Raw genomic sequence first — 26,112 nt, forward strand, 5'->3', positions numbered from 1 at the left:
CGTCATCTGGGCGACGCGACGCAACGAATGGGCGGATATCTCGCGGATCACTACAGTCGGGGACAACCCGATCACCGTCCCGGAAAGGCCCCACCGTGCCCCTGCACAGCCCGCGCCTGGCGCCCCTGCGCCGTCGCCTGCCCGATCTGCCGACCCTGCGGGACTACCTGCACCTGCAGAAGCCCACCCTGGACCGCCGGGCCGCACGCCTGGCCAAGGCCGCGGACCTGTGGGACCTGCGGCGCATCGCCAAGCGTCGCACCCCCACCGGGCCCTTCGACTACGTCGACGGCGCCGCGGAGCGGGAGATCTCCCTGGGCCGTGCCCGGCAGGTCTACGACGAGCTGGCCTTCCGCCCGCAGGTGCTGCGCGACGTCGGCTCCGTGACCCCACAGACCACCGTGGCCGGCGCGGCGAGCGCGATGCCGCTGGTCATCGCCCCGACCGGCTTCACCCGGATGATGCACAGCGAGGGCGAGACCGCCGGGGTGCGGGCCGCCCACGCCGCGGGCATCCCCTTCACCCTGTCCACCATGGGCACCGCGACCATCGAGGAGGTGGCCGAGGCCGGGCCCGACGGGCGCCGCTGGTTCCAGCTGTACCTGGCCGGACAGGACCGCGGGATCGCCGAGGACCTCGTGGCCCGGGCCCACGCCGCCGGGTACGACACGCTGATGGTCACCGTGGACACCCCCGTGACCGGGGCCCGGCACCGGGACACCCGCAACGGCATGACCTTCCCGCCGCAGCTGACCGCCAAGACGTTCCTAGATGCGGCCTGGCGCCCGGAGTGGTGGATCAACTTCCTGACCACCGAGCCCCTGGGCTTCACGAACTTCGGCTCCGGGTCCCAGTCCATCCAGGCGATCGGGTCCCTGTTCGACCCCACCCTGGCCTTCCGGGACCTGGCCTGGCTGCGCGAGCAGTGGCCCGGGACCCTGCTGATCAAGGGCGTGCAGACCCCCGAGGACGCCGAGCAGTCCGTGGCCGCCGGGGCCGACGGCGTCGTGCTGTCCAACCACGGCGGGCGCCAGCTGGACCGGGCGCCGGTGCCGCTGCTGACCCTGCCGGAGGTGCGCCGTCGGCTGGGGCCGGAGCCGACCGTGCTGGTGGACACCGGGATCATGTCCGGGGCCGACGTCGTCGCGGCGGTGGCCCTGGGCGCGGATGCGGCGATGATCGGGCGGGCCTACCTGTACGGGCTGATGGCCGGCGGCGGGGAGGGCGTGGCCCGGGCCCTGGAGATCTTCCGCTCCGAGATGGTGCGCACGATGCAGCTGATGGGCGTGGCCCGGATGGCGGAGCTGACCCCGGAGATGGTGGCCCTGGATTGGAGGAGCGCGTGAGCCGCGTCGTCGGAGGAGGGCCCGCGCCCGGGGCGGGGGCGGACGTGAGCGCTGGTACTGGCACTGGAGCGGGCGTCGAGCAGGTGGGACGAACGGGGCTGCGCCCCGGGGCCGGGCGGGCGCTGATCGCGTCCATGATCGGCACGCTCGTGGAGTGGTACGACTACGCGCTGTACGGGGCGGCGGCGTCCCTGGTCATCGGCCCGCTGTTCTTCGGGGGCCTGGAGGGCGGGCAGGCGGTGGCGGCCTTCGCGACCTTCGCGGTGGGCTTCGTCGCCCGGCCGCTGGGCGGAGTGCTCATCGCGCACCTCGGGGACCGGCGCGGACGCAAGCCGGCGATGCTGCTGACCATCCTCATCATGGGGGTCTCCACGGTGGGGATCGGGCTGCTGCCCACCCACCAGAGCCTCGGGGTGTGGGCGGTGGTGCTGCTGATCCTGCTGCGCTTCACCCAGGGGCTGGGAGCCGGGGCCGAGCTGACCGGGGCGCTGACCCTCGTCGCGGAGTACACCCCGCCGGCCCGACGCGGCTTCTGGACCTCCCTGGTGCTCTCGATGCCGGCCGCGGGCTCGGCGATCGCGATCCTGAGCTTCCTGGCCGTGGCCGGGCTGGGGCAGGAGGCGTTCCTCGGGTGGGGCTGGCGGCTGCCGTTCCTGGTCTCGGTGGTGCTGTTCGCCCTGGCCATCTGGATCCGCACCCGCCTGGAGGAGTCCCCCGAGTACCGGGCGGCGATGGCCGCTCAGCGGCAGCGCCGCGAAGCCCGACGCACCCCGCTGGGCGAGGTGCTGCGCACGGACTGGAAGGGCGTGGTGCTGGGCTTCATGGCCGTGACCGGACACAACGCCAACAACTACATCATCTCCATCGTCTCCATCACCGTCATGACCACCTACGGCGGACTGGAACGCCAGCAGGCGCTGACGGCGGTGCTGCTGGCCTCGATCCTGGGGGTCCTGCTCTCCCCGGTGGCGGGTCTGGCCGCGGACCGGTTCAGCGCGGCGAAGGTCATGGGCTTCGGGGCGGTGGCCGGCGCGCTGTTCGCCGTGCCGCTGTTCCTGGGCCTGACCTCGGGCAGCTGGGCGGCGAGCCTGGGCGTGCTGTGCGTGTCCTACGGCGTGGTGCTCTCCTGCACCTCGGGCCCGCAGGGCGCGTTCGTGGCGAACCTGTTCCCCACCGAGACCCGCTTCACCGGCACCGCCCTGGCCCGGGAGACCAGCGGGGCGCTGGTCGCGGGCTTCACCCCGATGATCGTGGCCTGGCTGCTGCAGACCGCGGACGGCGCCGTCGGCCCGGCCGCCGGGTATATGGGCGTGTGCTTCGCGGTGACCGTGGCCGCCATGGTCCTGGCCCGCGGCCGCGGCAACAACCCGGCGACGCCGGGGGCGTAGGGCCGGCGGGCGTCCCGGGGCCGGCATGTCCGGGGATTCCCGGGCACGTCCGGCCCTCGGGTGCACCGAGACGGCGCTCCCGTTCCCATTCCCCCGCCCACCTGCGCCGAGGCGGCGCTTTCGTTCCCAAGAATCCGATTTCTGGGAACGAAAGCGCCGTCTCGGTGGGAGGTGGGTACGAGAACGCCGTCTCGCGGGGCCTCCGGGGGTCAGGCGCGCTCGGAGGTGACCGTCAGGCCGTCCTCGGCGACGTCCGGGTTCACGTCCACCCGCACGGTGTCCCCGTCCCAGATCTGCCCGGCGAGGATGCCCTTGGCCAGGCGGTCCCCGACCTCCTTCTGCACCAGGCGGCGCAGGGGGCGGGCACCGAAGGCCGGGTCGTAGCCGGTCAGGCCCAGCCACTCCTTGGCCGCGGGGGTGACGTCCAGGGTCAGGCGCCGCTGCTGCAGGCGCTGAGCCATCGCCTCGATCATCAGCTCCACGATCCGCCCCAGATCCTCGGTGGTCAGCGGGTCGAACATGATGATGTCGTCCAGCCGGTTGAGGAACTCGGGCTTGAAGGAGGCGTTGACCACGTTCATCACGGCCTCGCGCTTCTTCTGCTCCTCCTGGGTCTGATCCACCAGGAACTGCGAGCCCAGGTTGGAGGTCATGATCAGGATGACGTTGCGGAAGTCCACGGTCCGCCCCTGCCCGTCGGTCAGGCGGCCGTCGTCCAGGACCTGCAGGAGGATGTCGAAGACGTCCGGGTGAGCCTTCTCCACCTCATCCAGCAGCACCACGGAGTAGGGCCGACGCCGCACGGCCTCGGTCAGCTGCCCGCCCTCGTCGTAGCCGACATACCCGGGAGGGGCGCCGACCAGCCGGGAGACGGTGTGCTTCTCGCCGTACTCGGACATGTCGATGCGGATCATCGCGTGCTCGTCGTCGAACTGGAACTCCGCGAGGGACTTGGCCAGCTCGGTCTTCCCGACGCCGGTGGGGCCCAGGAACAGGAAGGAGCCGATGGGCCGATCCGGGTCCGAGACCCCCGCCCGGGAGCGGCGCACGGCGTCGGCCACGGCCTGCACCGCGCGGTGCTGGCCGATCAGGCGCTTGCCGAGCTCCGCCTCCATGTGCAGCAGCTTCTCGTTCTCGCCCTGCAGCATCTTCCCGGCGGGGATCCCCGTCCAGGCGGAGATGACGTCCGCGATCTCATCGGCGGTGACCTCCTCGGAGACCATGGTGTCCCCGGCCTCGGTCTGCTCCTCAGCCCGCTGGGCCTCCTCCAGCTCCCGCTGCTTGGCGGGGATCTCCCCGTACAGCAGCCGGGAGGCTTCCCCGAGGTTGCCCTCGCGCTGGGCGACCTCGGCCGCGGAGCGCAGCTCGTCCACCTGCTTCTTGATCTCCCCGACGCGGTTCAGCCCGGCCTTCTCCGCCTCCCAGCGGGCGTTCAGGGCGTCCAGCTCCTCGCGCCGGTCGGCCAGCTCCTGCTGGAGGGTGGCCAGCCGGTCCTGGGAGGCGGCGTCGGTCTCGTTCTTCAGCGCCAGCTCCTCCATGGTCATCCGGTCCACCTGGCGGCGCAGCGCGTCGATCTCCTCCGGGGCGGAGTCGATCTCCATGCGCAGGCGCGAGGCGGCCTCGTCCACGAGGTCGATGGCCTTGTCCGGCAGCTGGCGACCCTGGATGTAGCGGTGGGAGAGGTTGGCTGCGGCCACCAGTGCGGAGTCGGCGATCTGCACCTTGTGGTGCGCCTCGTAGCGCTCCTTCAGTCCGCGCAGGATCGCGACGGTGTCCTCCACGGAGGGCTCGCCGACGTAGACCTGCTGGAAGCGGCGCTCCAGGGCGGCGTCCTTCTCGATGTTCTCGCGGTACTCGTTCAGGGTGGTCGCCCCGATCATCCGCAGCTCGCCGCGGGCCAGCATGGGCTTGAGCATGTTGCCCGCGTCCATGGACCCGTCGGAGCCGCCGCCGGCCCCGACGAGGGTGTGCAGCTCGTCGATGAAGGTGATGACCTGCCCCTCGGACTTCTTGATCTCGTCCAGCACGGCCTTGAGCCGCTCCTCGAACTCGCCGCGGTACTTGGCGCCGGCGACCATCGAGCCGAGGTCCAGGCTGATGAGGGTCTTGCCGCGCAGGGTCTCCGGGACGTCCCCGGAGACGATGCGCTGGGCCAGGCCCTCCACCACGGAGGTCTTGCCGACGCCGGGTTCGCCGATCAGCACCGGGTTGTTCTTGGTGCGCCGGGAGAGCACCTGGATGACGCGGCGGATCTCCGCGTCCCGGCCGATGACCGGGTCCAGCTTGCCCTCGCGGGCGACGGCGGTCAGGTCCGTGCCGTACTTCTCCAGGGACTGGAAGGTGCCCTCCGGATCGGGGGTGTCCACGGTGCGTCCTCCTCTGACGTCGGGGATGGTCTGTTCGATGGCCGCGGCCCCCGCCCCGGCCCGGGACAGGGCCGCGGCGGCCGGGTCCTCCGAGCCCAGCCGGGCGATGCCCAGCAGCAGCACCTCGGTGGAGACGAACTGGTCCCCGAGCTGCTGCGCGGCCTGCTGCGCGCCCTGCACGACGCGCAGGGACTGGCGGGAGAACTGGGCCTGGCCCACCGAGGATCCGGAGGCGGCGGGCAGGGCCTTGATCGCGGCCGAGGCCCGCTCGGACAGGGCGTCCACGTCCACCTCGAGGGACTTCAGGACGGCCACGGCCACGGACTGGCGCTGGTCCAGCAGGGCCTTGAGCAGGTGCGCGGGTTCGATCTGCGGGTTGCCCGCGGTCTGCGCGTTCATGTTCGCGGCGTTGAGAGCCTCTTGGCTCTGGGTGGTGAATCGGGTGTCCATGGCGGCTCCTCAGGGTGGTTCCGGGGCGAGGGGCGGGCCGCTGCGCCCGCCGATCTGCCCACGTCTGTATCAACTACCTTGAGTCTACTCCGCTCAACTTGAGGGGGCAAGGGGTTCCGCAGGAGTTTTCCACAGGTTCTTCCGCACGATGGCGGGGCTCGGGCGGCGCCCGGACGCAGCCGAGAGCCGGCGGATCGGCCCCGCAGGTCGGCCAGCCCGTTCAGCCCAGCCGGCCGCCGTCGTACCCGGCGGCGTCGAGGATCTCGTCCTCCGTGGCCGGGCGCCCCTCGGCCGCGCGGCGCCCGCGTCGGTTCTGGGTGATCGCCAGGCCCAGGGTCGCGAAGGCCGCGACGAAGGTCAGGATGCCGAAGGTGTTGCCGAAGCCGGCGGAGAGCCCGACGACGTCCGGGCCCAGCACCGCCGAGGCCGCCGAGACCACCTGCCCCTCCACCCGGTCCGGGACGAGGAAGCCGAAGATCAGCGCCAGGACCCAGGTGCACGCCAGCGCGCCGGCGATCGCCGGGGTCGTGGCCCCGCCCGGGCGGCGTCGGGCATCGCGCAGCAGGTGCCAGCAGGCCAGGCCCAGCACCGCCAGGTACACCGGCAGGACGGTCACCGCGAAGACGCCGACGAGCAGCCCGCCCGCCCCGAACAGGGCGCGTCCGGCCGTGATCCACAGCCCCGTCAGCACGGCCATCGGCAGGGCCGCGCCGGTGCACAGGCGCACCGCGGCCGAAGGGGAGGCGGCGCGAACGGGAGGGGTCATCGGGGAGGTGCTGCTCACGGAAAGCCAGTCTAGGACGCGCCCCGCCCGACCGCGGGGAGCCGGGCCCGCGATCCGGGCGCCGGCCGATACGCTGGGACCATGACCGATCAGCGCCGCTCCGTCTCCGACTCCCCCGCTCCCAGCACCGCCCTGCCCGAGGCCGTCCTGTTCGACCACGATGGCACCCTCGTGGACACCGAGCCCGTCTGGGCCCGCGCCAAGGAGGAGGTGGCCGCGGAGTTCGACGCCGTGTGGACCGAGCAGGACACCCTGGCCTGCTTGGGCCAGCCGATGTCCATGACGGTGGATCGGCTGCGAGAGCTGGGGGTGCGGCTCTCCCCCGAGGAGATCGTGCGCCGCCTGGCCGCCACCGGCCAGCAGGTGGTGGCGCAGGAGGGCATCGGCTTCCTGCCGGGGATCGAGCCGCTGCTGCGCGAGGTCGCCGCCGCCGGGATCCCGGCGGCCATCGTCACCAACGCCACCACGGAGATCGCCCGGGTCACCGCCTCCCGCGCCCCGGAGGGTCTGTTCCGCACGGTGATCGGGGATGAGGATGTGCAGCGACCCAAGCCGGATCCGCAGCCGTACCTGCTGGCCGCCGAGCGGCTCGGCGTGGACATCACCCGCTGCGTCGTCGTGGAGGACTCCCCCTCCGGGGTGGCCGCGGCTCACGCGGCGGGCGCGCGCGTCGTCGTCGTGCCGGGGATGCAGCCGGTGCCCGACGGCGCGGGGGACGCCCGAGCGGAGCACGAGCAGCTGAGCCTGGCGACGCTGCGCTCGGTGTTCGCCTGAGGCGATCGATGGCACCTCCGCAGGTCCTTGACCCGCCCGCGCTATTTTGATTGACTCATAACAACGCAGTTATGAGTCACTCATAACAACGTCCGCGGGCCCATCGCATCACACACACCGCATCACACACCGGGCCCGCGCACACAGGAAGGAACGCCATGTCTGAGAAGAACGCCCCGTACACCGTCCCCGGCCTGTCCGTGGACGGCGGTCACCAGGTCGCCGAGATCCTGCAGCCGCGCCTGCACGCCCTGAACGACCTGCAGCTGACCCTCAAGCACGCCCACTGGAACGTGGTCGGGCGCAACTTCATCGGCGTGCACGAGATGCTGGACCCGCAGATCGAGCTGGTGCGCGGCTACGCCGACGAGCTCGCCGAGCGCATGTCCGCCCTCGGGGTGGCCCCCAACGGGCTGCCCGGGGACCTGGTCCAGACCCGCGACTGGGAGGACTACAAGCTGGGGCGCGCCTCGGCCATGGATCACCTGCGCGCGCTGGACGAGGTCTACACCGGCCTGATCGAGGACCACCGCGCCGCGATCGCCAAGGTCGGGGACGTGGATCCCATCACCGAGGACATCCTCATCCAGCAGACCACCGAGCTGGAGAAGTTCCAGTGGTTCATGCGCGCCCACCTGGAGGACGCCGACGGCCAGCTGAGCTGACCCCGCCTCCCGGCTCCACGACGACGGCCCCGGCTTCCCGCCGCACCGGCATTTCGCTGGTGGCGAGAATCCGGGGCCTTCGCGTCTCCCGGTAACACGACCGACACCTGCCCGACGCCCCCCGAGGGTTAGGGTGGAGCAGGACGATCGGTCCCCCGGAGCCCGCTCCGACCCGACCGAACACCACCGGATCTCCACGAAAGGATCACCTATGGCCTTCCACCTCGCCAACGCCGCCCTGCGCGCCGTGCCCGGCGCCTTCATCCTCAACTCCGGCCTCGGCAAGCTGAACCTCGACGAGGACACCGCCAAGACCCTCCAGGGCATGGCCGTCAACGGCGTCCCCGCCCTCGGCAGCCTGAGCCCCCAGACCTTCGGCAAGGTCCTGGCCGGCTCCGAGATCGCCGTCGGCGCCGCCCTGCTGACCCCCATCGTCCCGCGCCGCCTGGCCGGGCTGGCCCTCGGCGCCTTCTCCGCCGGACTGCTCGCGATGTACTTCAACACCGACGAGATGACCGAGGAGGACGGCATCCGCCCCTCCCAGGCCGGCACCGCCGTCGCCAAGGACTCCTGGCTCGCCGCCATCGCCGCGGCCCTGATCCTGCAGTCCAAGAGCGACAAGAAGAAGGCGAAGAAGGCCGCCAAGAAGGCTGCGAAGAGCAGCAAGAAGTAGCGCACCGCGCTTCGGCTTTCCCGCATGACGACGACGCCCGCCCACCAGCCCCGGTGAGCGGGCGTCCGCGTCTTCCGGTGACCGCCTGACGCGCGAGCGCGGGAACGAGGAGACATGGACACCCTGCAGACCATCCTGGACCGGGCCGACGCGATCGTGTGGGGACCGTGGCTGATCCTGCCGCTGCTGCTGCTCACCGGCCTGTTCCTCACCGTGCGCCTGGGCGGGCTGCAGTTCCGCCTGTTCGGCAAGGCCATGTCCCTGGCCTTCGGGCGCCGCTCCCGACAACCGGGCCAGAAGGGCGAGATCTCCTCCTACCAGGCGATGGCCACCGCCCTCGGAGCCACCGTCGGCACCGGCAACATCGTGGGCGTGGCCCTGTCCATCCACCTCGGCGGGCCCGGGGCCCTGTTCTGGATGTGGATCACCGCACTGATCGGCATGGCTTCCAAGTACGCCGAGTGCTTCCTCGGGGTGCGCTTCCGCACCCGGGACAAGAACGGGGAGCTGACCGGCGGGCCCCAGGTGTACCTGGTGCGCGGCATCCCCAACCGCTTCGGCTGGTTCCTCTCCGTGGCCTTCGCCGCCTGCGCCGTCGTCGCGACCTTCGGCGTCGGCAACACCACTCAGTCCAACGCCATCGCCTCCAACATGGAATCCACCTTCCGCGTGGCCCCGACGATCACCGCCGTCGTCATCGGGGTGCTGACCCTGGGGGCGCTGGTGGGCGGCATCAAGTCCATCTCCAAGGTCACCGTGTTCTGCGTGCCGCTGATGATCGCGCTGTACGTGGGCGGCGGACTGTACATCCTCGCCGTGAACTGGTCCGGCATCCCGCACGCGCTGGCGCTGATCTTCGGCAACGCCTTCACCCCCTCCGGGGCGGCCGGCGGGGCCGCGGGCTCCCTGCTGATGACCATGCAGATCGGCGTGGCCCGCTCCCTGTTCTCCAACGAATCCGGGATGGGCACCGCCTCCATCCCCTCCTCCATCGCCCAGACCGCCCACCCCGTGCGCCAGGGCCTGGTGTCCATGACCCAGACCTTCATCGACACCCTCGTGGTCATCTCCATCACCGGGCTGCTGGTCATCACCACCGGCGTGTGGGAGAACGGCGAACCGGCCACCATGACCTCCACCGCCTTCGCCACGGGGCTGCCCGGCAGCTGGGGCGGGATCATCGTCACCATCTGCCTGATCCTGCTCGGCTACTCCACGGTGCTGGGCTGGGGGTACTACGGCGAGCGCTGCATCGAGCGCCTGGGCGGCGGACACCGGGGCATCCTGATCTACCGGATCGTGTTCGCGGTGGCCTGCGGCTTGGGCGCCGTCGCCCCGCTGACGATGGTGTGGACCTTCTCCGACGTGATCAACGGGATCATGGCCATCCCCAACCTCATCGGGCTGCTGATCCTCTCCGGGCTGGTGGTGCGCGAGACCCGGCGGTACCTGCGCCACGATCCTCACTTCACGGCCACCGCCGAGCAGATCGACGCGTTCATGGGCGAGCACCCGGGCAGCCTGGACGCCCAGATCGACCACCAGGTGGACCTCACCCGGCCGCACCCGGTCCTGGAGCACCCGGACACCACCCGGATGCGGGTGCTGCGCGAGGAGGAGGTGCGCCGAGCCGCCGCCCTGCGCGACGCCGCCGGGCGGCCCTCCGCCTGAGGCACCGGGTACGATGACGGGTTGGACCGCCACCACCCGAAGGGAAGAGCCCATGTCCGAGGACGTCCCCCAGCAGTTCCACCGTCAGCCGTACTCCTTCGTGCGCCGGGGGGACCGGCTGACCGCTCGGCGCCAGAAGGCCTGGGACGAGTTCTCCCCGACCCACGTGCTGGACGTCCCGCGGCTGGTCACCGACACCTCGGTGGCCCCCGAGGCTCGCTTCGACCAGGCCGAGGTCTTCGGCCGAGAAGGGGCGCCGTTGGTGGTGGAGGTGGGCTCCGGGCTCGGTGAGGCCATCGTGCACGCGGCCTCCGAGCACCCGGAGAACGACTATCTGGCGGTGGAGGTCTACACCCCCGGCATCGCCGACCTGCTGATGAAGATGGGCCAGGCCGGTGTGCAGAACGTGCGGGTGGTGCAGGCCAACGCCCCGGAGGTGCTGGAGAACCTGCTGGAGCCGGCCAGCGTGGACGAGCTGTGGGTGTTCTTCCCGGACCCGTGGCACAAGACCCGCCACCACAAGCGCCGCCTGGTCTCCCCGGACTTCGCGCGGCTGGCCGCCCGGGTGATCCGGCCCGGCGGGCTGTGGCGCCTGGCCACGGACTGGGAGGAGTACGCCCTGGTGATGCGCGAGGTGCTGGAGGCCTCCGAGGACTTCCGCAACGAGCACCCGGGCCGCGGCGCCACCGAGGAGGACCCGACCGGCGGCTGGGCCCCCCGCTGGGAGGGCCGGATCCTCACCAGCTTCGAGCGCAAGGCCGGGGAGGCCGGACGCCACCCCTGGGACCTCACCTACCGCCGGGCCTGACCCCCGGGGGGGTGACCGGAGTTCGGGGCTCGGAGCACCCGCGACCCGGCGCATCCGTACCCTCTCGCGGCATCCCCTTCCGCGAGGCGGCGCATCTGTTCCCATTTTCCGCGTTTCCGGGAACGAGAGCGCCGGGTCGATGAAGGGTAGGAACGAGAGCGCCGCGTCGGCGAAGGATAGGGAGACGCAGTCGCACCCACCCGGCGCATCCGTACCCGCTCCCGGCATCCCCTCTCACGAGGCGGCGCATCCGTTCCCGCTTTTCGCGTTTTCGGGAACGGATGCGCCGGATCGGCGAGGAGGGGCGGGAACAGGGGCGCCGGGTCGGCGTCGGGCGGGGTCCGCCCCCCGCCCGGGGTCAGCGGCGGTCCACCTGGGGGATGGACTGGGTCTCGTAGGTGTCGATCGCCCCGGGGTGGCCCTTCATGAACTCGTCCACCTCATCCTTGTCCGCCGTGACGGAGGGGTCGTTGCGCAGGTAGTGACGGGTCTCCCGGGCGATCAGACCGGAGAGGATCAGCAGACCGATCAGGTTGGGGATGGCCATCAGGCCGTTGGCGATGTCCGCGAAGGTCCACACCAGCGACAGCGGGACGGTGCAGCCGACGTAGACGATCACGGAGAAGAGCACCCGGTAGGCCGGCACCCCGCGCCGCCCGAACAGCCGCTCGATGCACCGCTCGCCGTAGTAGGCCCAGCCGAGGATCGTGGAGTAGGCGAACAGCACCAGGCCGATCGTCACGATCCACCCGCCCCAGCTGCCCGGCAGCCCGGTGGAGAAGGCGCGGGAGGTCATGGTGCCGGCGGCGTCGGCCCCGGCGGTCCACTGCCCGGTGGTGATGATGACCAGCCCGGTGCAGGTGACCACGATGATCGTGTCGATGAAGGTCTGGGTCATGGATACCAGGCCCTGACGCACCGGGTGGGTGGTCTGCGCGGCCGCCGCGGCGATGGCCGCCGAGCCCATCCCGGACTCGTTGGAGAAGATGCCGCGGGCCACACCCATCTGCACCGCCAGGATGATGGTGGAGCCCAGGAACCCGCCGACGGCGGCGTGCCCGGTGAACGCGGACTCGAAGATCGTCGCGAAGGCCTCCGGGATCCCCCCGACGTTCACGCACAGGATGTAGATCGCCCCGACGACGTAGAAGACGATCATGATCGGCACCAGGTTGGAGGTGACCCGCCCGATGGACTTGATGCCGCCGACCAGCACCAGCAGGGTCAGCACGGCCAGCACCAGCCCGGTGATCCACTCCGGCACGTGGAAGGAGTCCACCATGTTCACGGAGATGGAGTTGCCCTGGGTGGTGTTCCCGATGCCGAAGGAGGCGATGATCGCGGCCACGCAGAAGAACAGGGCCAGGAACTTCCCGAAGCCGCCGCGGATGCCGCGCTGCAGGTAGTACTGCGGGCCGCCGGAGATCTCGCCCTTGGCGTCCGTGGTGCGGAAGCGCACCGCCAGGAAGGCCTCCGAGTACTTGGAGGCCATGCCGAAGATCGCGGTGATCCACATCCAGAACAGGGACCCGGGACCGCCGGTGCCGATCGCGGTGGCGACCCCGACGATGTTGCCGGTTCCCACGGTCGCGGCCATCGCGGTGGTCAGCGCCTGGAACTGGGAGATGTCCCCGCCCTGGGCGCCCTCGTCCTTGCGGGTGAAGAAGGCCAGGCGCAGGGCCTGGAAGAGCTTGGTCAGCTGGATCCCGCCGAGGCGGATGGTCAGGTACAGGCCCGTGCCCAGCAGCAGCGGGATGAGGATGAACGGGCCCCAGAGGACCTTGTCGATGGCGGAGAGGACGGAGTCCAGGGTCTCGAGCATGCGGTGGCCCCCACGGATCGGTGCGGTTGAGAAGTGATGCGGATCATCATGCCACACCCGTGTTTCCGCCCGGAAAACCCGCCGACCCCCGCCCGCGGACCCGGCTCGCTCACCCCAGCACAGAGTCTCCCAGCAACAGCCTCACCCCCGGTACAGGGTCAGCGCCCGGCTCGTCGAGAAGCGCTCGGGGCGCTGCCCGCGGCCCAGCCGCACGACGTCGCCGCGCAGCCCGGCCGCGAACACCCGCCGGGACTCCTGGATCCGATCCTGGCTCTCCTGCAGCTGCTCGGTCAGCTCCCGGACCCGGTGCTGCAGGGCCTGGACCTGGTTCTCCAGCTGGATGATCCGCCGGATCCCCTCCAGCGAGACCCCCTCGGAGGACAGCTGCTGGATCTGGCGTAGCTTCTCCACATCCCGCTGCGAATACCGCCGGGCCTTCCCGGGCAGCCGGGAGGGGGTGACCAGACCCAGCCGGTCGTACTGGCGCAGGGTCTGGGGGTGCATCTCGGCCAGCTCGGCGGCCACCGAGATCACGAACAGGGGCTGGTCCGCGTTGCCGAAGGCCATGGTCTACACCCCCGCTTCCCGCAGCAGATCCGCCCGCACATCCGGCTGGTGCGCCAGTTCCGTGAACCGGCGCAGCGCCTCGACGGCCTCCTCGGACAGCTCCGAGGGCACCTGGACCTGCGGGATCACGTACAGGTTGCCGGTGTGCTTCTTCGTCGTCACCCCGCGGCCCTTGACCCGCATCCGGGTGCCGGGCTCCTGACCGGCCTTCAGCCGCAGCTTCACGATCTTCCCGCCGGGGGCGGGGGCCGTGATCACCGCGCCCAGGGCGGCCTCCTCCACGGTCACCGGCACATGCACCGTGAGGTCATCGCCTTCCCGGGTGAACACCGGATCCGGGCGCACGTGCACGGTCACGATCAGGTCCGAGGACCCGCCGGGGCCGGTCTGGCCCTTGCCGCGCAGACGCACCTTCTGCCCGTCGCGCACCCCCTGCGGAATCCGCATGGTGACGCTGCGCCCGTCCTGCTGGCTGACCCGCAGCTGGGTGCCCTCCAGCGCCTCGGCGAAGTCGATGGTCACGCTGGTCTCGACGTCGGCCGGGGCCGGCTGGCGCGGCTGCCCGAAGGGGCTGGCCCCGCCGGCCCCGCCGAACAGGTCCGCGAACGGATCGCCGCCGCCGGTGCTGGTGTACTGCATCCGGGGTCCCCCAGCGCCGCCGAAGCCGCCCCGGGAGCGGCGTGCCCCGCCGCCGAACAGGTCGCCCAGCAGGTCCTCGAAGCCGGCCGAGCCTCCCGCCCCGGGGCCGCCGGCCCCGCCGGCGCCGGCGCTGAACCGGGCCCCGGAGCCCATCGCGCGGATCGCGTCGTACTGCTTGCGCTGCTCCGGGTCCGCCAGCACGGTGTGCGCCTCGGAGATCTCCTTGAACCGCCGCTCGGCGGCCTCATCCCCGGGGTTCTGGTCCGGGTGGTACTTCCGGGCCAGCTTCCGATACGCCTTCTTGATGTCCTCGTCACTGGCGTCCTTGGAGACGCCCAGCACCTTGTAGAAGTCCTTCTCCAGCCAGTTCTCGCTCGCCATCGACGCCTCCTTCCCACAGTCTCGCTGTGCTCGTTTCCGTCTGCTGATGTTCTGTTGTGCGCCCGGGCGGGGCGCGCCCGGGGCGGTTGCGCAGATGAGAAGCGACGCCGGGTCCGCACCCGCCGCGCCCGCCCATTTTCGGACGGGAACGACGGCGCGGGGACCCGGCGTCGCAACTGACCTCCGCAAGCGCGGGGTCCGGGGATCCTGCCTACCCCTGGGTCACGGGGCCACGGCCACGGCCACCTGGGCCGGGCGCAGCACCCGCTCGCCGATGCGGTAGCCGTTGCGCATGACCATGGCCAGCCGGTCCGGCTCCACCTCCTCGGTGGGCTGCTGCATGACCGCCTCGTGCACGTGCGGGTCGAAGGCCTCCCCGACCTCGCCGAAGCGCTCCAGGCCCTGACGGGTCAGCGCCTCCTCGAGCTTCCGGGCGATCGAGGCGAAGGGTCCCTCCGCCAGGTCCCCGTGCCGGCGCGCGGCGTCGATGTCGTCGATCACCGGCAGCAGGGCCGTGACGACGTCGCCCACCACGTACTCGCGCAGACCGTCCTTCTCCTTGGCCGAGCGGTTCCGGAAGTTCTGGAACTCCGCCTGCAGGCGGCGCAGATCCTCCAGACGCTCCTCGGCCAGCCGGTGCCCGTCCTGGGCCGCGGACTCGGAGTCCGCGGGCTCCTCCGCGGCCTCCTGCTCGTCCGCAGCGCTCTGCGCGGTGGCCTCGGCGCCCTCGGCCTCCGAGGCGGATTCCGCGTCGGGGGCGTGGAAGGCCTCCTCCAGCGGGTCCCCGTCCTGCGGGTTCTCGGTGGTGTTCTCAGCCATATCCCTTACTTCTTCTCGTCTTCGTCGTCCACGACCTCGGCGTCGACGACGTCATCCTCGTTCGCGTCCGCGTTGGCCGCACCGGCGTCCGCGGCACCCTCACCGGCCTGGGCCTGGGCGTAGATGGCCTCGCCCAGCTTGGTCTGGGAGGACTGCAGCTTCTCGAAGGCGGACTTCACGGCGTCGTCGTCCTCGCCCTCCAGGGCCTTCTTCAGCTCGTCGACGTCGGACTGGACCTCGGACTTGACGTCCTCGGGCAGCTTGTCCTCGTTGTCCTTGAGCAGCTTCTCGATCTGGTAGGCGCTGTTCTCCGCGGTGTTGCGCAGATCCTGGGCCTCGCGGCGCTTCTTGTCCGCCTCGGCGTTGGCCTCGGCGTCCTTGACCATGCGGTCGATGTCCTCCTTGGACAGCGAGGTCCCGCCGGTGATGGTCATGGACTGCTCCTTGCCGGTGCCCTTGTCCGTGGCGGACACGTGCACGATGCCGTTGGCGTCGATGTCGAAGGTGACCTCGATCTGCGGCACCCCGCGCGGGGCCGGGGCGATGCCGGTCAGCTCGAAGGTGCCCAGGTTCTTGTTGTCCCGGGTGAACTCGCGCTCGCCCTGGAAGACCTGGATGGACACGGACGGCTGGTTGTCCTCGGCGGTGGTGAAGGTCTCGGACCGCTTGGTCGGGATCGCGGTGTTGCGCTCGATCAGCTTGGTCATGACCCCGCCTTTGGTCTCGATGCCCAGGGACAGCGGGGTGACGTCGATCAGCAGGACGTCCTTGCGGTCGCCCTTGAGCACGCCGGCCTGCAGGGCCGCGCCGTCGGCGACGACCTCATCCGGGTTCACGCCCTTGTTCGGGTCCTTGCCGGAGAGCTCCTTGACCAGGTCCACGACGGCGGGCATGCGGGTCGAGCCGCCGACCAGCACGACGTGGGCGATGTCGGAGACCTTGACCCCGGCCTCGTCGATGACGTCGTGGAACGGCTTCTTGGTCCGATCCAGCAGGTCCTTGGTCAGGTCCTGGAACTTGGCGCGGGACAGGGACTCGTCCAGGTGCACCGGGCCGTCGGAGGTGACGGACAGGTACTGCAGGGAGATGTTGGTGGAGGAGGCGGAGGACAGCTCCTTCTTGGCCTGCTCCGCGGCCTCCTTCAGGCGCTGCAGGGCGATCTTGTCCTTGGACAGGTCAGCCCCGGTCTTGGACTTGACCTGCTGCAGCAGCCAGTCCACGATCCGCTGATCCCAGTCGTCGCCGCCCAGGCGGTTGTCGCCGGCGGTGGCGCGGACCTGGATGGTGGAGAAGCCGTCGTCGTCCTTGCCGACCTCCAGGAGGGAGACGTCGAAGGTGCCGCCGCCGAGGTCGTAGACCAGGATCAGCTCATCCTCGTTGCCCTTCTCCAGGCCGTAGGCCAGGGCCGCGGCGGTGGGCTCGTTGACGATGCGCAGGACGTTCAGGCCCGCGATCTCGCCGGCCTCCTTGGTGGCCTGGCGCTCGGCGTCGTTGAAGTAGGCCGGGACGGTGATGACCGCGTCGGTGACCTTGTCGTTGAGGTAGGCCTCCGCGTCCGCCTTCAGCTTCTGCAGGATGCGCGCGGAGATCTCCTGCGCGGTGTACTTCTTGCCGTCGATCTCCTCGGTCCAGTCGGTGCCCATGTGGCGCTTGACGGAGGAGATGGTGCGCTCGACGTTGGTGACGGCCTGGCGCTTGGCCACGCCGCCGACCAGGGTCTCGCCGTCCTTGCCGAAGGCGACGACGGACGGGGTGGTGCGGGTGCCCTCCGCGTTGGCGATGACGACGGGCTCCCCGCCCTCCAGGGCCGCGACGCAGGAGTTGGTGGTGCCGAGGTCGATGCCGACTGCACGTGACATGTGGTGATGCTCCTTCATGGTCTCGAGTGAACCGGGGCCCCGCCCGCTGCCCGCGGGAGGTGAGCACCCGGAGGTCTCACTTCTTGAGTTGTCCTGACTCAAGTCTACGCATCGGGCCCCACCTGTCAACAGGTTTGAGTCGGTTCGACTCAACTTTTCTGCGCCGCCTTGGATCGCGCCGGTTCCGGCACCCGCCGCCCTTCCCTCACCGCGCCTGGGTAGGCTGAACCCATGACCCGCATCATCACCGTGTGCACCGGCAACATCTGCCGCTCCCCCATGGCCGAGTACCTGATCCGCCGCGCCGTCGAACGGGCCGACCTGCCGGAGGTGACGGTGGAGTCCTTCGGCATCAGCGACGAGGAGCGGGGCAACCCCGTGGATCCGCGCGCCGCCCGGGTGCTTCAGGCGGAGGGCATCGACGCCTCCGGGCACCGGGCCCGCCAGGTCACCGCCGCGGACCTCGCCGCGGCCGACCTCGTGCTGGCCCTGGACCTGCCGCACGAGCGAGCCCTGCGCAGCCTGGCCGAGACCGAGCGGGACGCCGAGAAGATCCACCTGCTGCGCGAGTTCGATCCCGAGGCCGCGCACCTGAAGCACCGCAGCCTCGGCATCTACGACCCCTGGTACGGCGACGAGGAGGACTTCGAGACCACCTTCGAGATGATCGACGCCGCCGTGCCCGGCGTCGTGGACTGGGCCCGCGAGCACGGTCCGGCCGACGCCGAGACCGCGCGGGGCTGAGCCGCCGTGTCCGCCGGGCGCACCTGGGTCATCGAGAACCACGACCCCGAGGACGCCGACGTCGCCGGGATCCTCGAGCAGCTGCTGGGCCGCGACGGAACCCTCCCGCCCGAGCACTGGAGGAACCGGGCGCCGCTGGTGCTCGCGGTGGACGGGCGCTCCGGAGCCGGCAAGACCTCCCTGGCCGCCCGCCTGGCCGCGGCCGCCGCGGCCCGGTGCCCGGCCGGCGTCGTGCTGTTCCACCTGGAGGACCTCTACCCCGGCTGGGATGGGCTCACCGAGGGCGTGCGCCTGTGGACCGAGATGCTCACCCGCCTGCTGGACGGGCGCGACGCCGCCTGGCGCGCCTGGGACTGGGCGGCCGGCGCCCCCGATCCCGCCGAGCGCATCCTGTCGGCCGAGGCCGCCCTGATCATCGCCGAGGGGGTCGGGGCCAGCGCCCCCGGACACCCCGAGGTCGTGCCGGACCTGACCGTGTGGCTGCAGCTGCCCGCGGCGCAGCGGCGTCGGCGGGCGCTGGCCCGCGACGGGGAGCTCTACCGTCCACATTGGGAGCGCTGGGCCGCGCAGGAGGACGCGCTGCTGGCCCGACTGCCCTGAACGACCGCTTTTCCTCTACCATCGTCCCGTCAGCCGGCGCGACGCCGGACTCCCCGCCGACCGCCTCGACCGGTCCGCGCTCCCCAGGAAGGGACCCCTCGCCCATGGGCCACCAGAGCACCGCCCCCCGCGTGAGCGTCCCCCTGCTGATCGTGTTCGGCACCCTCTCCGGGATCGGACCGCTGGCCACGGACATGTACCTCGCGGCCTTCCCCCGGATGTCCGAGGACCTGGACACCCAGGCCTCCACCATCCAGCTCACCCTCTCCGCGTGCATGCTGGGGCTGGCCCTGGGGCAGCTGCTCATCGGCCCGCTCTCGGACCAGTGGGGCCGACGCCGCCCCCTGATGATCGGCTCGGCGGTGTGCTTCCTGGCCTCCCTGGGCTGCGCCCTGGCCCCCACCGTGGAGGTGCTCATCGGCTTCCGGCTGCTGATGGGGCTGTCCGGGGCTGCCGGCATCGTGCTGGCCCGCTCGATGATCGCGGATCTGACCGTGGGCACCCAGACCACCCGGTACATGAACTACATGATGATGATCAACGGCCTGGCCCCGGTGCTGGCACCCACCGTGGGCGGGCTGATCCTGGCGGTGTCCACCTGGCGCACCGTGTCCTGGGTGCTCACCGCGGTGACCCTGCTGATGGCGGCGGCGGTGTTCGTCCTGGTCCCGGAGAGCCTGCCTGCCGAGCGCCGCCACTCCGGGGGCCTGCGGACGGTGGGCCGCGGGGTGGCCGCGATGGTGCGCCGCCCCCGATACGTGGGGTTCGTGATCGCCTTCGTCCTCTCCTTCGGCACCCTGTTCTCCTACATCTCCGGGTCCACCTACGTCCTGCAGAACGTCCTGGGGATGAGCTCCACCGCCTACGCCCTGGCCTTCGGGGCGAACTCCCTGGGGATCCTCCTCTTCTCCGTCCTGTCCAACGCGCTGCTGAGCCGCACCGTCCCGGAGCGGATCGCCCCGGTGGGGCTGAGCATCGTCGCGGTCTCGGCCCTGACCCTGCTGGGCCTGACCCTCGCCGGGGCCCTCTCGCTGCCCGTGGTGCTGGTGCTGCTGTTCCTGTGCGCCGGCTGCCAGGGCCTGATCTTCGGCAACATCACGTCGCTGGCCCTGAGCCAGGGCCGGGACTACGCCGGGGCGGCGTCGGCCCTGCTGGGGTGCCTGCAGTTCGGCATGGGCGGGCTCGTCTCCCCGCTGGTCGGGCTCGGCGGGGACCACGCCGTCGCCCCGATGGCGATCAGCATGAGCATCTGCGCCCTCGCGGCCCTGACGGTGTTCCTGACGACCCGCGCCCGCACCGCCACCCACCCCCAGACCACCTGATGCGACGCCCCCTCTCTGACGCCCGGTCCGACGCCCCGCCCCCGACGCCCGCCCTGGCGCCGAGTCATCGATTCCGACGACTTTTCGCCTGAAAATCCGTCGGAATCGATGACTGGGCGCCAGGGCGCAGGGGATGCTGCGGCGGGGTAGGCAGAATGGGGGCATGAGTGAGCTTCCCGCAGACCGCAGGCCGCCCGTCGTCGTCCGAGTGGATGACGCGCACCCGGACGGCGAGGTGCTCGACGCCGCCGCGCCCCTGATCGGCATCGAGGACGAGGGGTACACCCGCGGGGACGGGGTCTTCGAGACCATGCTCGCCGTCGACGGCGCGGTGCGGAAGCTGCCCCGGCACCTGGCCCGCCTGGCCCACTCCGCCCGGCTCCTGCAGCTGCCGGCCCCGGACGAGGACCGGTGGCGCGCCGCCGTCGCCACGGTCCTGCGGGTGGCCGCCCGGGAGGGCATCGGCACCGCCACCGACCTCGGCGAGGAGACCGTGGTGAAGCTGCTGGTCAGCCGGGGAGACCCGACGCGCGGGGCCTACGGCCTCGTCATCGTCTCCCCGGTCCCGGAATCCACCCTCGCCGCCCGTGAGCAGGGGGTGCGGGCGCTGCTGCTGCCCCGCGGGCACGATCCCGCCGAGGACGCCGCCTACCCGTGGCTGCTGACCGGCGCCAAGACCCTCTCCTATGCGGTGAATATGGCGGTGCTGCGCCACGTCCGCTCCCTCGGCGCGCAGGACGCGATCTGGACGGCGTCGGATCGCCGGATCCTGGAGGGGGCCACCAGCTCGGTGATCGCGGCCCGGCGCACCGGGGACCGGATCACCCTGCTCACTCCGGAGCCGAACCACGGCATCCTGCCCGGCACCACCCAGGGGACGATCTTCGCGGCGGCGCGCGAGCGCGGCTGGGAGCTGGGCTACGGCCCCCTGTACCCGGTGGACCTGCTGGAGTCCGACGGCGTGTGGCTGGCTTCCTCGGTGCGTCTGCTCGCCCCCGTGACCCACCTGGACCACCAGGTCCTGCCCGTGGATCGGGAGCTGACCCGCCTCCTGACCTCCTTCCTCACGGCCTGAGCACCGGCCGCCCGGCGATCTCCCCGCCGGGCCGGCGCTTTCGTTCCCACACAGGAGGCCACCCCTCGCCGAGTCGGCGCTCCCGTTCCCACACGAGAGGCCATCCCTCGCCGAAACGGCACTCTCGTTCCCGAAAACCGCGATTATGGGAACGGCTGCGCCGTCTCGCGAGAGACCGGGAACGAGAGCGCCGGGTCGCGAGGGGTCGGGAACGAGAGCACCGGGCCGCCGGGGCACGGCGTCGGCTCAGCCCGCGGCCAGGGCGGCCACCGGGGAGACCCGGGTGACCCGGCGGGCCGGCAGCGCGGCGGCGATCCCGGTGATCACCGCGCACCCCAGCAGCACCAGCCCGATCATCGCCCACGGCGGCGTGGGGAGGAAGAACCCGATCCCATCCACGCTGGCCAGCATGGACAGCGCGCCGCACCAGCCGTAGAGGATGCCCAGCGGGATCGCGAACAGGGCCGCGGCCAGCGTCAGCTGCGCCGTCTCCGCGAGGATCATCCGCCACAGCCCCGCGGTGGACAGGCCGATGGTGCGCAGCATCCCCAGCTCGCGGGTGCGCTGCATGACTGAGGCCTGCATGTTGTTGACCACCCCGATCGCGGCGATGACCAGGGAGAACACCAGCATCGCGGTGAGGAACCACAGCACGTCGTCGATGCTGCGCATGACCGAACTGGTCTGATCCTCCGCGATCCCCAGCTCCCGACTCCACCGCGTCATGACCGTCTGGAACGTCTGCCCCAGGGTCGCGAACATCATGATGAGGGTGATCCCGATGACCAGGCCCATCGAGGTGCGCGAGGCGCGCAGCGGGTGCCGTCGGGCGCTGCCGGCGGCCAGTCGCCCCGCGGCCGAGGCCCGCAGCGGCAGGCCCGCCAGCCCCAGGAACGCGGGCATGATCCACGCCGAGCCCAGCGCGATCCCGGTGAAGGAGACGATGCCGCCGAGGAAGCCGAGGAGCACCCCCGCCGAGGAGGCGAAGCCCACCAGCACGCCCAGACCCAGCAGGCCCGCACCGAGGACGATGCCGAGCAGCGCCAGGACCAGCAGCGCCCGGCTGCCGCGGCGCAGGGTCTTCAGGGCGGGTTCCACGGTGCGCCGGGTCCCCTCGATCGGGGAGACGGCGAGCACCGGGCGGGCCCCGCGCCAGGCTGCCCACCAGGCCATCAGCACCACGACCGCACCGGGCACTGCGGTGCCGGGGGTGATCGCGAAGCCCAGGGGCGCGGCGTCGGGCCGGTGCTCGAGCCAGGCGGCCGCGCCGAGGGCGGCGACGTCGGCCAGGACCGTGCCCAGCACCGCGCCGACCCCGCCCACGATCAGCCCTTCCACGCCGATCCCGCGGCGCAGGGAGGGAGCCGAGGCGCCGAGCAGGCGCAGCAGGGCGATGGTGCGGGTGCGTCCGGCGACGACGATCGAGAAGGTGTTCACGACGACGATCGCGGCCACGAAGATCGCGATGCCGAAGAAGACGGTGCCGAGCAGGCCGAGCATCAGCGCGATCCCACCCTCCGCTCCGTCCGCGCCTTCCGGACCGGCGATGAGGTGGGCGAGCAGCTGGGTCCCCGCGATCATGGCGGCCCCGAAGAAGGCGGCGACGGCGCAGATCAGCAGGGTCGAGAGGTGCTGGCGGGGCTCGCGGGCGATCTCGCGGACGGCGTTCCTGACGGTCTTGGCCATGGTGCTACGCTTCCAGGTTCAGCATGGTCGCGGCGATCTGCTCGGGGGTTCCGGAGCCCTCGGTGCGGACGATGCGCCCGTCGGCCAGGTAGACCACGCGGTCCGCGTGGGCGGCGGCCTTGGGGTCGTGGGTGACCATCAGGATGGCCTGGCCCATCTCCCGGGCGGCGGCCTGCAGCAGGCTCAGCACCTCCCCGGCCGCGCGGGAGTCGAGGTTGCCGGTGGGCTCGTCGGCCAGGACCAGGGCGGGACGGGTCGCGAGCGCCCGAGCGATGGCCACCCGCTGCTGCTGCCCGCCGGAGAGCTCCCCGGGCCGGTGGTTGACGCGCCCGGTGAGACCCAGACGCTCCAACAGGAGGTCGATCCACTGCCGCTGCTCGGCGGTGGGCCTGCGGTCGTCCAGTTCGAAGGGCAGGAGGATGTTCTCCCGCACGTCCATGGTGGGCATGAGGTTGAAGGCCTGGAAGATGAAGCCGACGCGGCGGCGGCGCACCGAGGTCAGCGCGGCGTCGGACAGCCCGGTGATCTCCTGCCCGCCGATCCACACGCGGCCCTCGGTGGGGGTCTCCAGCCCGGCCATCAGGTGCATCAGGGTGGATTTGCCGGAGCCGGAGGGTCCCATGACGGCGGTGAATCCGCCCGGGGCCACCTCCAGGTCCACCCCGCGCACCGCGGTGACGGCCTGCGGGCCGGTGCCGTAGATCTTCCGAACCCCGCGGGCGACGGCGACGGGGGCCGCTTCCCGGGCGGGATCGGGCTGGGCGGTGGCGGAGGCGGGGATGGCGGGCTCGGAGTGAGCGGGCTCAGGCCCGGGCTGTACGACGGTGGGGGTGGCCCAGGGAGAGTCTGGCTGGGTGGTCACGGTGGGATCGCTCCTCGGGGGATCGGGGACGTTTTCTGTCACCCTCCACTCTCGTGAAGCGCGGGGCTGGAGTCAGTGGCCCCAGATCTGATCCGGGGTAGACCTGGCTCCACTGTTCCCCTCCCCGCCAGCCCTCACATGACGTCCGTCCCCCACGACCCGGCGCATCCGTACCCAGAATCCGCATTTTCGGGAACGAATGCGCCGCCTCGCGAGAAGGAAGGAGAGGGATGGGAACGAATGCGCCGGGTCGCGGAACCGAACGGAACGGGCCGGATCCCGGGCGGGTCAGAAGATCGTGCGGTAGGAGCCCAGGGCGAGGGAGGCGCCGACCGCGATCACCGGGATCAGCAGCCCGAGGATCAGCACCACGACGTCGACCCGGTGGTAGGTCGGCGGGTTCAGCCAGGTGCGCGGCCCGGCGCCGAAGCCGCGGGCCTCCATCGTCACCGCCAGCCGCGAGGCGCGGCGCAGGGCCTGGACCATGAGGGCGAAGGCCTGCTGGGCGAAGCCCGTGGTGAGCGCGACCAGCGCGGAGCGGGAGCCGATGCCGCGGGCCCGCCGGGCGGCGGCCAGGGTCTGCCACTCCGCGGCCAGCAGACCCATGAGACGGAAGGCCGCCACCGCGGAGAGCACGAAGCGGGCGGGCAGCCGGAAGGTCTGGGCCAGGGACTCCCCCAGCTCGTGGGCGTCGGTGCTGGCCAGGAACATCACCGAGATCAGGGCCAGCGCGCAGCCGCGCAGCATGATGGCGATCCCGGAGTCGAGGGAGCCGGTGCTGACCTGCCACGGCCCCAGATCCAGCAGCAGGCGCCCCGACTTCTCCGCCATCAGGGCCGTGGCCCACCCGGAGAGCACCGCGGCCGCGAAGATGAACCACAGCTTCCGGGCCACCGCCCACGGGCGCATCCCGGCCGCCGTCATCGCCGCGAGGAGCAGGACGAGCCCCAGGCTGGAGGTCACCCAATCCAGGCTCACCACGAAGACGAGGGTCTGCAGGGTGGCCACGACGATCTTGGTGGCGGCGTTGGTGCGGCCCAGGGCGCTGGCCCGGGCGAAGACCGGATCCATCAGCTCCACCTCAGCCCACCTCCCCGAGCCCGACGGCGCGGCGGGCGCCCCCGTCGTCGTCGGCCTCCCGCGGGCGATGCTCGGGCGCACCCAGGTCCAGGCGCCGCCCGCCGAGGGCGGCCGCGAAGTCCAGGTCGTGGGTCACGGACACGACGGCGGTGCCCTCGGCCATCAGCTCGCCCAGCAGCCGCACGAGCCGGGCCCAGGTGATCGCGTCCTGCCCGAAGGTCGGCTCGTCCAGGACGAGCACCCGCGGGCGGGCGGCCAGGGCCGTGCCCACGGACAGCCGACGCTTCTCCCCGCCGGAGAGGGTGAAGGGGTTGGCCTCGGCCACCCGGTCCAGGCGCAGCCGCTCCAGCAGGTCCTCGGCCCGGGCGCCCGGATCCTCGGCCCCGCTCAGCCGCGCCCCCAGCTCCAGCTCCTCGGCCACCGTGGCCTTGACGAACTGGTGCTCGGGCTCCTGGAACACGGTGCCGATGCGCCGGATCAGCTCCGGTGAGGACCAGCACATCGGGTCCCAGGACACCCCCGGGTCCCCGCGCAGCCCCTCGGCGGCGACGACGAGCCCGGCGGCCGGCCACTGCAGACCGGCCAGGGTCAGGGCCAGGGTGGACTTCCCCGCGCCGTTGGGGCCCACCACGGCCAGGTGCTGCCCGGCGCGCAGCGTCAGGTCGATGCCGCGGGAGGCCACCGGGGCCGTCCGGGCCCACGGCTCCCGTTCGGCCGCCGCGGCCGGAGGCGCCTCGGTGGACGACGCCGCGGCGCGGCGTCGGACCCGGGCCCAGCGCCGCTGCGGATGGGTCCGGGTCACCGCCAGATCCCGGGCCGCCAGCAGCCTCTCGCCTCCCGCGGGGGGTTCGGCACCGCCGGAGTCCTGCCCGGTGCTCCAGGCATCGGCGGTCCCCGCCTCCTCGGTCCCGGGCACGGCGGGCCTCGACCCGCCTCCCGCGACGCCGTCGGCCTCCCCCGGACCCACCGGGACGTGCCCGGGCACCCACACCCCGGCGTGGATCAGCTCCCGACGGCCGGCCCCGAGGACCTCCTCGGGGGCGCCGTCGTGGCTGATGCCGCCGGCCGGGCGCAGCACGATCACCCGGTCCACGTGCGGGGCCCACACCCCCACGCGATGCTCCACCACGACCAGCGTGGAGCCGTACTCCCGCACGGCGCGCAGCACCGCGTCGCGCACCTCCTCCACCCCAGCCGGGTCCAGGTTGGCGGTGGGCTCATCCAGCAGCAGCAGACCCGGGCGCATCGCGAGGATCCCGGCCAGTCCCAGGCGCTGCTTCTGCCCGCCGGACAGCGCCGACGTCGGACGCTCCCAGTCCAGGTCCAGGCCCACCGCCGCCAGGGCCTCCTCGCAGCGGGGGCGGATCTGCTCGCGGGGCACCCCGAGGTTCTCCGGGCCGAAGGCGAGGTCCTGACCCACCCGGGAGAGCACGATCGAGGCCTCCGGGTCCTGCTGCATCAGCCCCACCCGGCCCCGAGCCCGGGCGGCGGGGAACCCGTCGATCAGGGCGGTGCCCAGCGCCGGGTCCTCCTCCTGGTCCAGCACCCCGGCCAGGGCGTGCAGGAGCGTGGACTTCCCGGCGCCGGAGGGCCCCAGCAGCAGCACCTTCTGCCCCGGCGGGATCTCCAGGGTGACGTCGCGGAAGGCCGGCTCGGACCGGTTGGGGTAGTGCCAGCCGAAGCCCTCGGTGGTGACGGCGGCCGCGCGAGACGCCATCGGTCGGGTCTGCA

22 protein-coding genes are annotated in these 26,112 nt (G+C 72.0%); 11 read left to right on the top strand and 11 right to left on the bottom strand.

Features of this window, described 5'->3' with window-relative positions; translation table 11 throughout:
• The first annotated feature begins 95 nt into the window (after positions 1 to 95).
• Together I6G21_RS02180 and I6G21_RS02185 are read left to right on the top strand one after the other, a co-directional pair.
• Positions 96 to 1,346 carry an alpha-hydroxy acid oxidase gene (locus I6G21_RS02180; RefSeq protein ID WP_224799673.1) on the top strand — a complete coding sequence of 417 codons (1,251 nt, stop codon included), beginning with the start codon at positions 96 to 98 and terminating at the stop codon, positions 1,344 to 1,346.
• Between the two features lie 44 nt (positions 1,347 to 1,390).
• The gene (locus I6G21_RS02185) at positions 1,391 to 2,734 is read left to right on the top strand and encodes an MFS transporter (protein WP_224799672.1); all 1,344 of its coding nucleotides are present in this window, start codon (positions 1,391 to 1,393) and stop codon (positions 2,732 to 2,734) included.
• Positions 2,735 to 2,943: 209 nt separating this feature from the next.
• On the opposite strand, the gene clpB is transcribed toward I6G21_RS02185, so the two are convergent.
• Positions 2,944 to 5,550 carry an ATP-dependent chaperone ClpB gene (gene clpB / locus I6G21_RS02190; protein ID WP_064725150.1) on the bottom strand — a complete coding sequence of 869 codons (2,607 nt, stop codon included), beginning with the start codon at positions 5,548 to 5,550 and terminating at the stop codon, positions 2,944 to 2,946.
• A 220-nt stretch (positions 5,551 to 5,770) separates the two neighbouring features.
• On the bottom strand, positions 5,771 to 6,334 hold the full coding sequence (locus I6G21_RS02195) for a hypothetical protein (protein WP_129357704.1): 564 nt from the start codon (positions 6,332 to 6,334) through the stop codon (positions 5,771 to 5,773).
• Positions 6,335 to 6,415: 81 nt separating this feature from the next.
• Here I6G21_RS02195 and I6G21_RS02200 point away from each other — a divergent pair, with 81 nt between their 5' ends.
• The 5 genes from I6G21_RS02200 to trmB all read left to right on the top strand — a co-directional run bounded on the left by I6G21_RS02200 (position 6,416) and on the right by trmB (position 10,925).
• Complete coding sequence (locus I6G21_RS02200) at positions 6,416 to 7,108, top strand: HAD family hydrolase (protein ID WP_129357703.1); 693 nt, start codon at positions 6,416 to 6,418, stop codon at positions 7,106 to 7,108.
• 158 nt (positions 7,109 to 7,266) lie between these two features.
• Positions 7,267 to 7,773 carry a Dps family protein gene (locus tag I6G21_RS02205; protein ID WP_058730657.1) on the top strand — a complete coding sequence of 169 codons (507 nt, stop codon included), beginning with the start codon at positions 7,267 to 7,269 and terminating at the stop codon, positions 7,771 to 7,773.
• Between the two features lie 211 nt (positions 7,774 to 7,984).
• Positions 7,985 to 8,446, top strand: coding sequence for a hypothetical protein (locus I6G21_RS02210; protein ID WP_058730656.1), 462 nt, complete (start codon positions 7,985 to 7,987; stop codon positions 8,444 to 8,446).
• A gap of 114 nt (positions 8,447 to 8,560) precedes the next feature.
• Positions 8,561 to 10,117 (top strand): alanine/glycine:cation symporter family protein, encoded by a 1,557-nt coding sequence (locus I6G21_RS02215; RefSeq protein WP_129357702.1) that lies wholly within the window; start codon positions 8,561 to 8,563, stop codon positions 10,115 to 10,117.
• Positions 10,118 to 10,169: 52 nt separating this feature from the next.
• The gene (gene trmB / locus I6G21_RS02220; RefSeq protein ID WP_224799670.1) at positions 10,170 to 10,925 is read left to right on the top strand and encodes a tRNA (guanosine(46)-N7)-methyltransferase TrmB; all 756 of its coding nucleotides are present in this window, start codon (positions 10,170 to 10,172) and stop codon (positions 10,923 to 10,925) included.
• Positions 10,926 to 11,283: 358 nt separating this feature from the next.
• On the opposite strand, the gene I6G21_RS02225 is transcribed toward trmB, so the two are convergent.
• The 5 genes from I6G21_RS02225 to dnaK all read right to left on the bottom strand — a co-directional run bounded on the left by I6G21_RS02225 (position 11,284) and on the right by dnaK (position 17,012).
• Positions 11,284 to 12,747 (bottom strand): alanine/glycine:cation symporter family protein, encoded by a 1,464-nt coding sequence (locus I6G21_RS02225; protein WP_058730654.1) that lies wholly within the window; start codon positions 12,745 to 12,747, stop codon positions 11,284 to 11,286.
• Positions 12,748 to 12,888: 141 nt separating this feature from the next.
• Entirely contained in the window at positions 12,889 to 13,314 is a 426-nt protein-coding gene (locus I6G21_RS02230) for a heat shock protein transcriptional repressor HspR (RefSeq protein WP_058730653.1), read from the bottom strand.
• 3 nt (positions 13,315 to 13,317) lie between these two features.
• A complete protein-coding gene (locus I6G21_RS02235; RefSeq protein ID WP_058730652.1) occupies positions 13,318 to 14,334 on the bottom strand; it encodes a DnaJ C-terminal domain-containing protein in 1,017 nt (338 codons plus the stop codon).
• Positions 14,335 to 14,556: 222 nt separating this feature from the next.
• A complete protein-coding gene (locus I6G21_RS02240) occupies positions 14,557 to 15,153 on the bottom strand; it encodes a nucleotide exchange factor GrpE (RefSeq protein ID WP_058730651.1) in 597 nt (198 codons plus the stop codon).
• Between the two features lie 5 nt (positions 15,154 to 15,158).
• Entirely contained in the window at positions 15,159 to 17,012 is a 1,854-nt protein-coding gene (gene dnaK / locus I6G21_RS02245) for a molecular chaperone DnaK (protein WP_058730650.1), read from the bottom strand.
• A 231-nt stretch (positions 17,013 to 17,243) separates the two neighbouring features.
• Here dnaK and I6G21_RS02250 point away from each other — a divergent pair, with 231 nt between their 5' ends.
• From I6G21_RS02250 to I6G21_RS02265, 4 genes are all read left to right on the top strand, one after another.
• A complete protein-coding gene (locus I6G21_RS02250) occupies positions 17,244 to 17,756 on the top strand; it encodes a low molecular weight protein-tyrosine-phosphatase (RefSeq protein ID WP_058730649.1) in 513 nt (170 codons plus the stop codon).
• A 6-nt stretch (positions 17,757 to 17,762) separates the two neighbouring features.
• The gene (locus I6G21_RS02255) at positions 17,763 to 18,356 is read left to right on the top strand and encodes a nucleoside/nucleotide kinase family protein (RefSeq protein WP_061225333.1); all 594 of its coding nucleotides are present in this window, start codon (positions 17,763 to 17,765) and stop codon (positions 18,354 to 18,356) included.
• A gap of 104 nt (positions 18,357 to 18,460) precedes the next feature.
• The gene (locus I6G21_RS02260; RefSeq protein ID WP_129357700.1) at positions 18,461 to 19,678 is read left to right on the top strand and encodes a multidrug effflux MFS transporter; all 1,218 of its coding nucleotides are present in this window, start codon (positions 18,461 to 18,463) and stop codon (positions 19,676 to 19,678) included.
• Positions 19,679 to 19,841: 163 nt separating this feature from the next.
• Entirely contained in the window at positions 19,842 to 20,753 is a 912-nt protein-coding gene (locus tag I6G21_RS02265) for an aminotransferase class IV (protein ID WP_129357699.1), read from the top strand.
• Between the two features lie 246 nt (positions 20,754 to 20,999).
• Here the strand turns inward: I6G21_RS02265 and I6G21_RS02270 are convergent, their stop codons facing one another.
• From I6G21_RS02270 to I6G21_RS02285, 4 genes are all read right to left on the bottom strand, one after another.
• Positions 21,000 to 22,439: an FtsX-like permease family protein gene (locus I6G21_RS02270; protein WP_129357698.1), complete on the bottom strand. Its 1,440-nt coding sequence runs from the start codon at positions 22,437 to 22,439 to the stop codon at positions 21,000 to 21,002.
• A gap of 4 nt (positions 22,440 to 22,443) precedes the next feature.
• A complete protein-coding gene (locus I6G21_RS02275; RefSeq protein WP_375542920.1) occupies positions 22,444 to 23,220 on the bottom strand; it encodes an ABC transporter ATP-binding protein in 777 nt (258 codons plus the stop codon).
• A gap of 369 nt (positions 23,221 to 23,589) precedes the next feature.
• A complete protein-coding gene (locus I6G21_RS02280; RefSeq protein ID WP_064725174.1) occupies positions 23,590 to 24,372 on the bottom strand; it encodes an energy-coupling factor transporter transmembrane component T family protein in 783 nt (260 codons plus the stop codon).
• A gap of 10 nt (positions 24,373 to 24,382) precedes the next feature.
• Positions 24,383 to 26,098, bottom strand: coding sequence for an ABC transporter ATP-binding protein (locus tag I6G21_RS02285; protein WP_193554000.1), 1,716 nt, complete (start codon positions 26,096 to 26,098; stop codon positions 24,383 to 24,385).
• Between the last annotated feature and the right edge of the window lie 14 nt (positions 26,099 to 26,112).

The sequence above is a fragment of the Rothia kristinae genome (assembly GCF_016028855.1).
GTDB classification, from domain to species: Bacteria; Actinomycetota; Actinomycetes; order Actinomycetales; family Micrococcaceae; genus Rothia; species Rothia kristinae.